Source organism: Mesorhizobium sp. B2-5-3 (assembly GCF_006441005.1).
GTDB lineage: Bacteria > Pseudomonadota > Alphaproteobacteria > Rhizobiales > Rhizobiaceae > Mesorhizobium.
Window position 1 is genome coordinate 855,191 of the sequence record NZ_VFUS01000001.1, and the last position, 13,261, is coordinate 868,451.

The window sequence follows — 13,261 nt, forward strand, 5'->3', positions numbered from 1 at the left end:
GCGCGTTCTACTGGATCGCGTCGAGCGCCTGGCGTTGCCGGTGCATCTCCAGGAAAATCCGGTAGTCGCGATCGAAGCGGGCGCCGGCGGCCGGGTTGGCGGCGCGGGTCCTGCCGCCCTGCTGCATGGCAAGACAGGCCGCGTTGAGGTCGGGGAAAAGCCCGGCGGCGGTCGCCGCCACCATGCCTGTGCCGAGCAGCACCGCCTCGTCGGCCAGCGGCTCGACCACCGTGCAGCCGGTGGCGTCGGCATAGAGTTCCATCAAGAGCGGATTTTTGGTGTGGCCGCCGGTGACATGCAGCGTGTCGATGAGATAGCCGTTCTCGTTCAGCGCTTCCAGCACATGGCGCACGCCGAGCGCGATGCCCACGGCGGTGCGCCAGTAAAGTCGGCACAGGCTGTCGAAGGAGGAATCCAGCGTAAGGCCGCTGACCACGCCGACCGCATGCGGGTCGGCGAGCGGCGAGCGGTTGCCGTGAAAGTCGGGCAGCACATGCAGCCGGCCGGCAAGGGCATCGCCCTCCGCCGCGCGCAGCTCGGCGACGCGGCTTGCAATCCTCGCATGCATGGCCGCGTTCGGCTCGCCGCCCGCGCCGTGCCAGCGGATGATGTGGTCGAGCAGGGCGCCGGTGGCCGACTGGCCGCCCTCCGACAGCCACAGCTTCGGTAGCGCGGCGCCGTAGTATGGCCCCCAGACCCCGGCGAAGGGCTGCGGATCGGGTGACATCGCCATGACGCAGGAGGATGTGCCGGCGATCAGCGCCAAATGACGGCCGATATTCCGCTCGTCGCCGGCAAACCCGCCGAGCACGCCAAGCGCACCGGCATAGGCATCGATCACCCCGGCGCCGACCCGGCATGTCTCCGTCAGGCCGAGCTCCGCCGCTGCTTGCGCGCTCAAAGAGCCGATGTAAGCGCCGACCGGACTGGCCCTTTCGGGCAGATTGCCGTGCTCGAAGAGGTCGCCGAGGCCGACGAGTTCGAAGAAATCGCGCTGCCATGCGGGTTCCCGGTGCGCCAGATAGGTCCATTTGGCGGTCAGCGTGCACTGCGAGCGGGCCAGCGACCCCGTCGCCTGCCAGGTCAGGAAGTCGGTAAGGTCGAATAGATAGCCGGCTTCATTCCAAGTCTTCGGCAGGTTTCGCTTCAGCCACATCAGCTTCGGCGTCGCCATTTCCGGCGACATGACGCCGCCGATATAGTTGAGCACCTCATGGCCGCTCGCCGTGCATTCGTCGGCCTCGGCGATGGCGCGGTGATCGAGCCAGACGATGGTGTCCCAGCGCTCCTCTCCGGTCACCGAAACGCTGAGCTGGCCGCCTTGCCTGTCGCGCACGACCAGCGAGCAGGTGGCATCGAAGGAAATGCCGGCAATGTCCTCGGCGGCAACACCGGATTTTTCGCGGGCCGCACGCACCGCGGCGCACACGGCTGACCAGATATCGCGAGAATCATGCTCGGCGTGATCGGCTTTCGGCTGGTGCATGGCGATCGGGTGCTCGGCGCGGCCGAGCAAGGTGCCACTGGTGTCGAGAATGCCCGCGCGGGCGCTCCCGGTGCCGACATCGACCGCGCAAACGAACTGTTTCGTCAAGATGCTCTGTCTCTCGCTCCCAGGCCTGCAATCAGATCGGGCAATTGCAGCATGTCAGCGAATATAAAGTCCGGCTCACTCGACGCAAGCCGCGCTTTCAGGGCAGGGTTGCCGGCATGCGCGCCGCCGGTGAAGGCGAACACGCGCATATCAGCCGCCCGCGCCGCCGCGACGCCGGCGGGGCTGTCCTCGATCACCAGGCATTTGCGCGGATGCGCCCGCATCGAGGCGGCGGCATGAAGGAACAGGTCGGGCGCCGGCTTGCCCCTGGCCACCATGCCGGCACTGAACAGATGCGGCTCCATCAATCCGAGCAATCCGGTGACGTCGAGCGCGTAGCGGATGCGGTCGAGCGTGCCCGAGGAGGCGACGCAGAACGGCAAGCCAAGCCTCGGCAGCACTTCCTTGACGCCGGCGATCGGCTTCAGCTCCTCGCGGAATTTGCGCATTAATTCGACGCGCATCGTGGTCAGGTGCTGATCGGTGATGGGAAGGCCGAAGTCGCGGGCGAGGATCTCGCGCACGCTCTTCATGCTCTTGCCGAGGAAATGCTCGTAGGCCGTGTCTTCGCCAATGCTGCCGCCGGCAAGCGCAATCATGCCGAGCAGCGCCGAGACCGACAGCGCCTCGCTGTCCACCAGCACGCCGTCGCAGTCGAAGATGACCAGTTCCGGCGCCATGATCCCGTTTCAGAGCTTGCCGGCGAGGTAGCGCGTCAGCGTGGCGCGCGTGCCATCCGTCCACAGCAGGTTCAATGCATGCGCGAAAGCCTCGACGAACGCGGTGGCGCGCCCGACATCGCCATAGATGTCTTCCATCGCAAGCCAGGCGGCGGGCGCGTCCTTTGCCGCCTTTGCCGTCGCCTGCAAGCGGTCCCAGTTCGGATCGTTGGGCTCGATGACCGCGCCGCTGTCCGTCGTGCCGAAGCAGTAGCGGCACCACAGCGCCGATTCCAGTGCCAGGCCGGCGACGCTCTTTCCCGCCTTCAAGCGGTCGGCGATGGTCGGGATGATGAATTTCGGCTGGCGATTGGACCCGTCGAGACAAAGCCGGCGCACCGTGTCGCCGATCTTGGGGTTGGAAAAGCGCCTTTCGATGAGCTGGTAATAATCCTCCAGGACCGTGTCCGGCACCGGCGGTACGGTCGGAATGATTTCGTCATGCTCCAGCTTGTCGAGAAAGCCGCGCACCAGCGGCTCCTGCATCGCCTCATGCACGAAATGGATGTCCATCAGCCCGGCCGGATAGGCGATGGTGGCATGGCCGCCATTGAGGATGCGGATCTTCATAAGCTCGTAGGGCGCGACGTCTTTGACGAACTGCACGCCGACCTTTTCAAGCGGCGGCCGGCCGTCGGTGAAATGGTCTTCCAGCACCCATTGCCGGAAGGGTTCGCAAAAGACAGGCCAATTGTCCTCGACGCCGAAATCCTTGGCCAGGATCGCGCGTTCGCGGTCCGACGTGGCCGGCGTGATGCGGTCGACCATCGCGTTCGGGAAAGCGACATTGCCGCCGACCCAGGCCGCCAGATCCTCGTCGATCAGGCGGGCCAACCCGATGACGCCATCCGACGTGACATGGCCGTTGTGGGGAATGTTGTCGCAGGACATCACCGTGAACGGTGCGATGCCATCGCCGCGCCGCCGCACCAGGCCAGCGAGGATGATGCCGAACACGGTCTTCGGCGTTGCGCCCGGCTGCGCATCGGCGACGATATCGGGATGCGTCGGGTTGAACACGCCGGAGGCAGGATCGATGAAATAGCCGCCTTCGGTGATGGTCAACGACACGATCTTGATCGCCGGATCGGCCAGCCGTTCGATGATGGCGGCGGCATCGCCCGGCGTCAGGAAGTCGATCATGGCGCCGGTGACGCGGGCGCTCATATGCCCCTCATCCTGCTCGACCACCGTCGTCAGCCAGTCCTGCTCTTCCAGTTTGCCGCGGCCGATCTTCTCGCCCTCGAACACGCCGGCGCCGACCAGCGCCCAGTCGTGGCCGACGCCCGAATTGAACAGCTCGTCGAGATAGACGGCCTGGTGCGAGCGGTGGAAGTTGCCGACGCCGAAATGCACGATGCCGGCCTTCAGCGCTGCGCGGTCGTATTTCGGACCTGCGACCCTGGCGGGCAGGTTGGCGAGATTGGCGGAAGAGAGTTTCACGGTCATCTGTTTACCCTTTGGCCGGGTTGCGGCCTTCGTTACCCTTCTCTCCCCTTCACCGGGAGAGGGTAGGAAGCGGCACATGCCTTCCGAGGCGATGCGGCCGCCACCTTGATGTTGGCCTCTTCTCCCCGCGGAGGCACGGGGAGAAGAGGCCGCCCCCGCCTCAACTCATCCACTGGCCGCCATCGACATTGTAGGTCTGGGCGACGATGTATTCGGCTTCGTCGCTGGCCAGGAACACGGCCATGCCGGCGAGGTCCTCCGGTCTGCCCATGCGGCCGTAAGGCACGCCTTCGCCGACCAGTCTTTTCTTTTCGCCCTTGGGCCGGTTTTCGTATTTGGCGAACAGCGCGTCGACCTGGTCCCACATGTCGCTGTCGACGACGCCAGGCGCGATGCCGTTGACGTTGATGCCGTGCTTGATCAGGTCGAGCCCGGCCGACTGGGTCAGTGAAATGACCGCCGCCTTGCTGGCGCAGTAGACCGCGACCAGCGCTTCGCCGCGCCGCCCGGCCTGGCTCGCCATGTTGATGATCCTGCCGCCCTTTCCCCGCGTGATCATCGAGCGCGCCGCCGCCTGCAGCATGAACAGCGTGCCGGCGACATTGACCGAGAACAGTTTTTCATAGCTCGCCCGCGAGATCTCGACGATCGGCGCAAGGTCGAAGATCGCGGCGTTGTTGATCAGTATGTCCAGGCCGCCGGTCCTGGTTTCCACCGCCTGCACCGCGGCATCGATGGAGGCCTGGTCCGTGACGTCGATCGTCACCGCGTAGGCCTTGCCGCCGATCCCGGCGGCCGTCTTTTGCGCAGCCTCGAGGTCAATGTCGGCAATCGCCACGATAGCGCCCTCACGGGCATAGGCTTCGGCGAAGGCCTTGCCGATGCCGCGCGCCGACCCGGTGATCAGCGCCGATTTGCCTTTCAGCCTCACGGCGCCAATGCCTTGCCGTCGGGGCCGAAGCGATGCAGCTTGGCCTTGTCGGGGGTGAGACAAATGCTGTCGCCATGGTGGACGCTGAGTTCGCCGTCGGCGCGCACCGTCAGCGGGCCGACACCGTCGGCCTGGACATGCAGGAACGTGTCGGATCCCAGGTGTTCGGCAACGCCGACTGTTGCCTTCCAATCGCCCGCCGTGGTCGAGATCGCCATGTGCTCGGGCCGGATGCCGATGGTCTTGGCGCCGTACTTCGCCGCCGGGGCGCCTTCGATCAGGTTCATTTTCGGCGAGCCGATGAAGCCGGCGACGAACAGGTTCTTCGGCGTCTTGTAGAGCTCCATCGGCGAGCCGACCTGCTCGACATTTCCGGCATTCAGCACGACGATCTTGTCGGCCATGGTCATCGCCTCGACCTGGTCGTGGGTGACGTAGATCATCGTCGTCTTGAGCTGGTGGTGCAGTTCGCTGATCTCCAGCCGCATCGTGCCGCGCAGTGCCGCGTCGAGGTTGGACAAGGGTTCATCGAACAGGAAGGCCGAAGGCTGGCGCACGATGGCGCGGCCGATGGCGACACGCTGGCGCTGGCCGCCGGAAAGCTGGCCGGGGCGGCGCTCGAGATAATTGGTGAGGTTGAGCACGCGCGCGGCGTCCTTCACCTTCCTGTCAATGGTCGCCTGGTTCTCGCCCGCCATCTTCAGTGGGAAGGCGATGTTCTTGGCCACCGTCATGTGCGGGTAAAGCGCATAGGACTGGAACACCATGGCGAGCTTGCGCTTGGCCGGCGCCTCGCCGGTGACGTCGCGGCCGTCAATGTTGATGGTGCCGCCGCTGGTGTCCTCCAGGCCGGCGATCAGGCGCAGCAGCGTGGACTTGCCGCAGCCCGACGGGCCGACGAAGACGACGAACTCGCCGTCCTCGATGACGAGATCGATGTTCGGAATGATCGAAGTCGAGCCGAAGGATTTCGAGACGTTCTTGAGCGTGATATTTCCCATGCTTTCCTCCCGGTGGATTTCCGTCCGCCGCCTGGCGCACGCTGCTACTTCACGGCGCCCCTACTTCACCGCACCGAAGGTCAGGCCGCGCACCAGTTGCTTCTGGCTGAACCAGCCCATGATCAGGATCGGCGCGATCGCCAGCGTCGAGGCGGCCGAGAGCTTCGCCCAGAACAGGCCTTGCGGGCTGGAGAAGGAGCTGATGAAGGCGGTCAAGGGTGCCGCTTCCGTCGTGGTCAGCCGGATCGTCCAGAACGCTTCGTTCCAGGCCAGGATGATGTTGAGCAGCATGGTCGAGGCGATGCCCGGCACCGCCATGGGTGTGAGCACATAGATGATCTCGTTCCACAGTGAGGCGCCGTCCATGCGCGCCGCTTCCAGGATCTCGCCGGGGATTTCGCGGAAATAGGTGTAGAGCATCCACACCACGATCGGCAGGTTGATCAGCATCAGCATCACCATCAGGCCGATGCGGCTGTCGAGCAGGCCGGTGTCGCGGAAGATCAGGTAGATCGGAAACAGCACGGCCACCGCCGGCATCATCTTGGTGGACAGCATCCACATCAAAATGTCCTTGGTCCGCTTGGTCGGCGAGAACGCCATCGACCAGGCCGCCGGAATGGCGACCAGCAGGGCCAGGATGGTCGAGCCGACCGAGAGCAGCACCGAGTTCAGGAAGAACTTGAAATAGCCGTTCTGCGCCTGGACCTCGGAATAGCTCTCGAAGGTCCCGGACGGGATCAGGTTGAAGCCCTGGATCGCCTCCTGTTCCGACTTGAACGAGGTGATGATCGTGTAGAGGATCGGGAAGAAGATCAGCAAGGCGACGATCCAGGCGGCCGCCGTCGCGGTCGTCTTGTGCCGGGTTGTGACTGCGCGTGCCATCTTTTCCTCCCTTACCTGTCAAGGTTCTTGCCGACGGCGCGCATGGCGAAGAAGGCGACGATGTTGGCGAGAATGACCGCGATGATGCCGCCGGCCGAGGCCTGGCCGATTTTGAATTCGAGCAGTGCCTTCTGGTAGACCAGGAAGGGCAGGTTGGTGGAGGCGTATCCCGGACCGCCATTGGTGGTGACGAGGATCTCGGCATAGACCGAAAGCAGGAAGATCGTCTGGATCAGGATGACGACGGTGATCGCCCGCGACATGTGCGGCAGCGTCAGGTAGATGAAGCGGCTGATGAAGCCGGCGCCGTCCATCTCGGCGGCCTCCTTCTGCTCGCCGTCCAGCGACTGAAGCGAAGTCAAAAGAATGAGCGTCGCGAAAGGCAGCCACTGCCAGGCGACGATGATGATGATGGCGGTCAGCGGATATTGTCCGAACCAGTCTATGGGCTGGAGGCCAAAGAACCGCGCTATGTCGGCGAAGACGCCGTATTGCGGATGCATGATCATGTTCTTCCAGACCAGTGCCGCCACCGGCGGCATGACGAAGAACGGCGAGATGACGAGGATGCGCACGATGCCCTGGCCCCACATCGGCTGGTCGATCAAAAGCGCCAGCAGGATGCCGCCGACCACGGTGATCACAAGCACGCTGACGACGATCAGCAGCGTATTGAGGATCGATTGCAGGAAGGCCGGGTTGGAATAGAACAACGCGTAATTGGAGAAGCCGACGAAGCCGTCGCGGATCGGATTGAGCGGATTGTACTGCTGGAAGGAGAACCAGAGCGTGAGCGCCAGCGGAACGACCATCCAGACGAGCAGCAGGACGACGGATGGCGCCATCATGAAACGGGCAAGCGAACGGGTCTGCTGAGTAGCCATGACGGTCACCCTTCAAGGATCGGACGGAATTTTCTCGAGCTGTCGGAAGTGGCCGCCCGAACTGGGTTTCGGGCGGCCGTTGCCGGCCATGGTCGGCGACCGGCCTTAGGCACCGGGAGGAGCCTTACTGGATGTAGCCGCCCTCGGTCATCGCCGCGGTTGCGGCGTCCTGGGCCTGCTTAAGCGCGTCGTCGACGCTCGACTGGCCGGCAAGGGCTGCCGAGAACAGCTGGCCGACGGTGGTGCCGAGGCCCTGGAATTCGGGGATGGCGACGAACTGCACGCCGACATAGGGCACCGGCTTGACGGTCGGATGCGTCGGGTCGGCAGCATTGATGGAGTCCAGCGTCATCTTGGCGAACGGAGCCGCCTTCTGGTACTCGGGATTGGCATAGAGCGAGGAGCGCGTTCCCGGAGGAACGTTGGCCCAGCCTTCCTTCGAGGCGACCAGTTCTGCATAATGCTTGCTGGTTGCCCATGACACGAACTTCTCGGCGGCATCGGCCTTCTGCGTGCCGGCGGGAATGGCCAGCGACCACGCCCACAGCCAGTTGCCGCGCTTGCCGAGCCCATTGTCAGGCGCCAATGCGTAACCGACCTTGTCGGCGACCTGCGAGGCCTTGGGATCGGAGACGAAGGACGCGGCGACGGTGGCGTCGATCCACATGCCGCACTTGCCCTGCTGGAACAGCGCCAAATTCTCGTTGAAGCCGTTGGAAGACGCGCCCTCCGGCCCGTCGGCCTTCATCAGGTCGACATAGAACTGCAAGGTGTTCTTCCATTCGGGCTGGTCGAATTGCGGCTTCCAGTTCTCGTCGAACCAGCGCGCGCCGAAGGAGTTCGACATGGCGGTCAGGAAGGCCATGTTCTCGCCCCAGCCGGCCTTGCCGCGCAGGCAAACGCCGTTCACGCCATTGGCGCGGTCGGTCATCTTGTCGGCGGCCTGCTTGATGAAGTCCCAGGTCGGCGCGTCGGGCATCTTCAGCCCTGCCTTCTCCATCAGGTCCTTGCGGTACATGACGAAGGAGCTTTCGCCGTAGAAGGGCGCGGCATAGAGCTTGCCGTCGACCGAGAGGCCGCCGGCGATCGCCGGGATGATGTCCTTGGCGTCGTAGTCGTCGCCGAGCTTGTCGAGCGGCAACAGCCAGCTCTGCTTGGCCCAGATCGGGACCTCGTAGGTGCCGATGGTCATCACGTCATACTGGCCGCCCTTGGTGGCGATGTCGGTGGTCACGCGCTCGCGCAGCACGTTCTCTTCCAGCGTCACCCAGTTGAGCTGGATGTCGGGGTTCGCCTTGGTGAAGTCGTCGGTCAGCTTCTGCATGCGGACCATATCGCCATTGTTGACGGTGGCGATGGTGATGGATTCGGCATGTGCCGCGAACGCGAGCGCGCTGGCCGAGCACAAGCCCAGGATGAGCGTACGAAGTTTCATCAAATTCCTCCCATGGACCAAGATGAGCATTTGCCTTGGCTGTGAGCAATTACTCACTAAGAATGAATTATGTCAAGCCAGATTCGATGGTGCAGCGCACACTCGATGGAGGAGCGCCGACCTGGCGCGTTGCAAATGGCCGTCCCGCAGGCGCGGACCGGGCGACAACGGCGATCTGGATGGAGCGCGGTTTTGATCCTGGAGTTAGCCGGTCAGCAGGCGATCTCGGCCAGGATCCAGTCGCGGAAAGCGCGGATCTTCGGCACGTTGCGGCGCGCCTCCGGATAGACCAGCCAGTAGGCGTGGCCGTCGTCGCCGACCAGGTCGAAGGGCTGGATCAGGCGGCCGTCGGCGAGTTCCGCCTTGAACAGCGCCCTGGTCAGGACCGCCACGCCATGGCCTGCGATGGCCGCATTGGCCTCATAGGCCTGCGCGCCCATGCTGCTGCCGGGGCGCTTGGCAAGGTCATGGCTTTGCACGCCCGCGGCCTCGAACCATTGCGTCCACCAGATGTCGCCGGGATCGAGGATAGGCAGCTTGAGCAGATCGGCCGGTTCCTTGACGCCGCCGATGCTCGCGGCGAGCTTGGGGCTCAGCATCGGCGTGAAATCGGCGTCGAGCAGCTTGTAGGCCTCCAGTCCCGGCCATTTGCCGCCGCCCGAGCGGATGGCAAGGTCGACATCCTCGCGGGCGAAATCGGTCAGGCGGCTGGATGTGTCGAGCCGCACGGCAAGGGCGGGATGCGCGATCTGGAACGAACCCAGATGATGCGCCAGCCAGTTGGAGGCAAAGGTCAGCACCGTGGTGACGCACAGCAGACCGTCCGCCCCGCCGCGCGCCGCCGCATAGGCCTGGCCGAGTATGGCGAAGGCCTCGCTGACCGCCGGCGCCAGGCGCTGTCCGGCTTCGGTGAGCTCGATCTGTCGCGGCCGGCGCAGGAAAAGCGGCGCGCCGACCCGCTCCTCCAGCACCTTGATCTGATAGCTGACCGCTGCCTGCGTCATCGCCAGTTCCTCGGCCGCTTTGGTGAAGGACAGATGCCGCGCCACCGCTTCGAACACCCGGATCGCCTGCAGCGGCGGAAGCTGCGCAACCTGTCGCGAGCTGAGATCCGGCATAAAGCCTCCTTATGGGTCCTTATCGACGTTCGATTGGCAAAGGCGGCCGGCAAGACCGACATTCATCCTCAGCCCGTCACTCGGGTTGAAGATAGCGAAGGTTGACGATCATGACCATGGCGCAGCAAAAATGCACTCCCGCTCCGGATCATCGCTGGATTTCATGGCTTGCGGACGGATTCGGCTGGTTCGCGACCAGGAAAAAGGCGCATCTCGACATCAGGGACCTGTCACCGCACTTGCGGCGGGACCTTGGCTTCCTCGACGGCAACGACCCCTTCGGACGGCATGGATAGCCCGCCCGGATTTTATCGCAAATCGATGTTGCCTCGAGGCTTTTGGCTCATCCGCTCGCCAGCAGGGCGGCGGCGGTTCGTTCGTCGGTGATGAGGCCGTTGACCAGCCGGCGGTTCACGGCCGCCAGGATGCCCGGCAGCTTGCGTTCACCCATGGCGAGCGCGATGACCAGCGACTTCTCGCGTGACGGCAGGGCCGCCGACGACACCCGGTCGTTGGTGATGCCCTCGATCATGCGGCCGTCGCGATCGAACACCCAGCCGACAATTTCGGCGACGCCGCCGGCCTTCTGTAGCGCCTTCAGCTCGGCGTCGGAAATGAAGCCGTCCTCATAGAGCGGCGCCTTCGGGCCGAGGTCGCCGATGCCGACGAAGGTGACGTCGGCCTCCGCGGCGAGCGCCAGCGTCGGCTGGATCATCGGCTGGCTGAGCAGCATCTCGCGCTCCTGCGGCGAGGAGGCGATGACCGGCAACGGCATCGGGAACGACCGCGCCTTGACCCTGTCGGCCATGGTGAAGATGACGTTGTAGAAAGCGGCCGAACCGTCGGGCGAGATATTGCCGGTCAGGGACACCACCTTGTGCTGCGGGCACTCCATCGGCGGCAGTTGCTCGATCGCCGCCTTCAGCGTACGGCCGGTGCCGATCGCCAGCACGATCGGCGCCGGCGATCTCAGCCGCCTCTCGATTTCCGCTGCCGCCGCCTCGGCGATACCGATCGTCGTCGACGACGAGGTCGGGTCGCTCGGCACCACCTCCACCAGGTCGAGCGCGAAGCGCGACTTCAGGCGGGCGGCGAGGTCGAGGCAGTTGGCGATCGGATGGTCGACGCGCACCTTGATCAGGCCTTCCGACACTGCCAGCGACACCAGCCGCTGCGCGGTCTGCCTGGAGATGCCGAGCGTGGCGGCGATCTGGTCCTGCGTGTTACCGGCGACGTAATAAAGCCAGCCCGCGCGCGCGGCATCGTCCAACCTGTTGCTGCCGCCTTCCTGCCGGTTATTCACGTTCTGCCTCCCGAAACCGCCGGTCATGGAGGCGGTCCGCGACTACTTTCGCAGGGAACCGCGCGCTGCGCAATTGTCAATCGCCAGGGCAATTGCTTGCGCCAGCGGGCGTGGGATCGGCCGGATCATCGTCGGCCGGGGGATTCCACGGCAGGCAAAAGGAGGATTTCCGTTCCGACAGGTGGCACGTTCTGCCGTCCGGATGGTTTATCTCGCGGGGTAAACCCTTTAAGGGAACGCCAAAAGGAGCGTTGCATGACACCGAAAGCGGTTTTCTGGGACATGGACGGCACGCTGGTCGACAGCGAACCGCTGCACGAAGCAGCCCTGGTGGCGGCGATGCGCAATGTCGGCCTTCAGCCTCCGCCCGACCTGCATGAGCGCGTTCTCGGGGTCGCTGCCTGGCCGGTCTACCTGATGATGCGCGACGAGTTCGGCCTGGATCTGCCCTTCGACGAGTGGATCGTCCATAAATACGAGCATTATCTGCCGCTTGTCGCGACATTGAAGCCGCGCCCCGGTGCGATCGAGATATTCAACGAATTGCGCGCGCTTGGCGTGCAGCAAGCCGTGGTCTCGAATTCCGACCGCATGATCGTCGACGCCAATCTGCACATGGTCGGCCTGATCTATCCAGGCATGAAGACCATCAGCCGCAACGACGTGCGCGAAGGCAAGCCGCAAGCCGAGCCGTTCCTGCGCGCCGCCTATCTGGCCGATGTCGATCCCGCGGACGCGGTGGCGGTCGACGACAGCTGGCCGGGCGCCATGGCGGGGCTGGCGGCAGGCATGAAGACGATCTTCTGGCCGGAAAAACCGATGGACGGCCCGCCCGGTGCGGTGGTCATCAACAGCGCCGAGGAATTGCGGGCTGAACTGGGGCTCTGAGCTAAGCGCTGCTCGACCCCCACTCCGTCTCGGCTTCGCCGAGCCACCTCTCCCCCGATCGACGGGGGAGAGGAAGGGCGCCAAGCTTTTTTTCATCAACGCTCGTCTAGCAACGCTCCCTTCCTTTCCCTCCGGAGGGGGGAAAGGTGGCGCTGCGAAGCAGCGACGGATTGGGGGAACCACCTGGCAATCAAGCCTCGGGCCGGTCGTTCACGCCAGTCACAAAAGATGGATAGCATAGCGTAAACGGCGAGAAGGAAGAGTCCGGCTTTAATTCCGATAAACCGGCTCCTGCTCGTCCAAAATCGCCTTCAGTTCGCTGAGATGCCGCTCGGCCTGGCCGGGATAGTCGTCCATTTCGCTTGCCGCCTTCTCGGCGATGGCGTCGGAAAGCGTGCGTAGCGGCCGCCCTGTCCACAGCGCCTTGATGTAGGTCTCGGCGGCGCGTTCGAAATAGAACATGCGGTTGAAAGCGTCGGCCACCGTGTCGCCGATGACCAGCACGCCGTGATTGCCCATCACCATTACCTTGACCTTGGGGTCGGTCAGGAGCTGCGAGCAGCGCTCGCCCTCTTCCTCGAAGGCCAGACCGCCATAATGGGCGTCGACCACATGGCGGTTGAAGAACATCGCCGAATTCTGGTCGATCGGCGGCAGCCTCGAATCGGCGAGCGAGGCCAGCACGGTGGCGTGGATGGAATGCACATGCATGACGCAGCGCGCATGGCGGACATTGCGGTGGATGGCGCCGTGCAGGCCCCATGCCGTCGGGTCCGGCGCATTCGGGCCGGACAGCGTCTCGGGATCGTTGGCGTCGATCATCAAAAGATCGCTCGCCTTGATGCGCGAGAAGTGCACCTGATTGGGGTTCATCAGGAATTTTGTGCCGTCTTCGTTGACCGCCAGCGAGAAATGGTTGGCCACCGCCTCATGCATGTTGAGCCGCGCCGTCCAGCGGAAAGCGCAGGCGAGATCGACGCGCTCCTCGTAGAAGGGCAGGTTGGTCAGCTGTTCCTTTTGCAGGCGGGCGATGCTCATCGAAAAATCCTCCGGG

General features: G+C 64.3%; 13 protein-coding genes. 2 read left to right on the forward strand and 11 right to left on the reverse strand.

Features of this window, described 5'->3' with window-relative positions; translation table 11 throughout:
- Positions 1-7: 7 nt before the first annotated feature.
- The 9 genes from FJ867_RS04400 to gcvA all read right to left on the reverse strand — a co-directional run bounded on the left by FJ867_RS04400 (position 8) and on the right by gcvA (position 10,016).
- Positions 8-1,594: an FGGY-family carbohydrate kinase gene (locus FJ867_RS04400; RefSeq protein WP_140554608.1), complete on the reverse strand. Its 1,587-nt coding sequence runs from the start codon at positions 1,592-1,594 to the stop codon at positions 8-10.
- Complete coding sequence (locus tag FJ867_RS04405) at positions 1,591-2,274, reverse strand: HAD family hydrolase (RefSeq protein ID WP_140491356.1); 684 nt, start codon at positions 2,272-2,274, stop codon at positions 1,591-1,593. The genes FJ867_RS04400 and FJ867_RS04405 overlap by 4 nt, the downstream gene beginning before the upstream one ends.
- 9 nt (positions 2,275-2,283) lie before the next feature.
- On the reverse strand, positions 2,284-3,762 hold the full coding sequence (locus FJ867_RS04410) for a mannitol dehydrogenase family protein (RefSeq protein WP_140559024.1): 1,479 nt from the start codon (positions 3,760-3,762) through the stop codon (positions 2,284-2,286).
- A 160-nt stretch (positions 3,763-3,922) separates the two neighbouring features.
- Positions 3,923-4,693, reverse strand: coding sequence for an L-iditol 2-dehydrogenase (locus FJ867_RS04415; protein ID WP_140554605.1), 771 nt, complete (start codon positions 4,691-4,693; stop codon positions 3,923-3,925).
- Positions 4,690-5,694: an ABC transporter ATP-binding protein gene (locus FJ867_RS04420; protein ID WP_140816636.1), complete on the reverse strand. Its 1,005-nt coding sequence runs from the start codon at positions 5,692-5,694 to the stop codon at positions 4,690-4,692. Before FJ867_RS04420 ends, FJ867_RS04415 begins: the two co-directional genes overlap by 4 nt.
- A 60-nt stretch (positions 5,695-5,754) precedes the next feature.
- The gene (locus FJ867_RS04425; protein WP_140816638.1) at positions 5,755-6,579 is read right to left on the reverse strand and encodes a carbohydrate ABC transporter permease; all 825 of its coding nucleotides are present in this window, start codon (positions 6,577-6,579) and stop codon (positions 5,755-5,757) included.
- Positions 6,580-6,590: 11 nt separating this feature from the next.
- Positions 6,591-7,463 (reverse strand): sugar ABC transporter permease, encoded by an 873-nt coding sequence (locus FJ867_RS04430; protein WP_140491346.1) that lies wholly within the window; start codon positions 7,461-7,463, stop codon positions 6,591-6,593.
- A 124-nt stretch (positions 7,464-7,587) separates the two neighbouring features.
- On the reverse strand, positions 7,588-8,898 hold the full coding sequence (locus tag FJ867_RS04435; protein WP_140491344.1) for a sugar ABC transporter substrate-binding protein: 1,311 nt from the start codon (positions 8,896-8,898) through the stop codon (positions 7,588-7,590).
- Positions 8,899-9,110: 212 nt separating this feature from the next.
- Complete coding sequence (gcvA, locus tag FJ867_RS04440) at positions 9,111-10,016, reverse strand: transcriptional regulator GcvA (RefSeq protein ID WP_140524183.1); 906 nt, start codon at positions 10,014-10,016, stop codon at positions 9,111-9,113.
- A 110-nt stretch (positions 10,017-10,126) separates the two neighbouring features.
- On the opposite strand from gcvA, the gene FJ867_RS04445 reads away from it, so the two are divergent.
- The gene (locus tag FJ867_RS04445) at positions 10,127-10,312 is read left to right on the forward strand and encodes a hypothetical protein (protein ID WP_140514372.1); all 186 of its coding nucleotides are present in this window, start codon (positions 10,127-10,129) and stop codon (positions 10,310-10,312) included.
- A 47-nt stretch (positions 10,313-10,359) separates the two neighbouring features.
- On the opposite strand, the gene FJ867_RS04450 is transcribed toward FJ867_RS04445, so the two are convergent.
- Positions 10,360-11,319: a sugar-binding transcriptional regulator gene (locus FJ867_RS04450; protein ID WP_140491340.1), complete on the reverse strand. Its 960-nt coding sequence runs from the start codon at positions 11,317-11,319 to the stop codon at positions 10,360-10,362.
- A gap of 255 nt (positions 11,320-11,574) precedes the next feature.
- Between FJ867_RS04450 and FJ867_RS04455 the strand changes: the two genes are divergently transcribed.
- Positions 11,575-12,207 carry an HAD family phosphatase gene (locus FJ867_RS04455; protein WP_140816639.1) on the forward strand — a complete coding sequence of 211 codons (633 nt, stop codon included), beginning with the start codon at positions 11,575-11,577 and terminating at the stop codon, positions 12,205-12,207.
- A gap of 270 nt (positions 12,208-12,477) precedes the next feature.
- On the opposite strand, the gene FJ867_RS04460 is transcribed toward FJ867_RS04455, so the two are convergent.
- Positions 12,478-13,245, reverse strand: a complete 768-nt coding sequence (locus FJ867_RS04460; protein WP_140554601.1) for a class II aldolase and adducin N-terminal domain-containing protein — start codon at positions 13,243-13,245, stop codon at positions 12,478-12,480.
- Positions 13,246-13,261 lie beyond the last annotated feature (16 nt).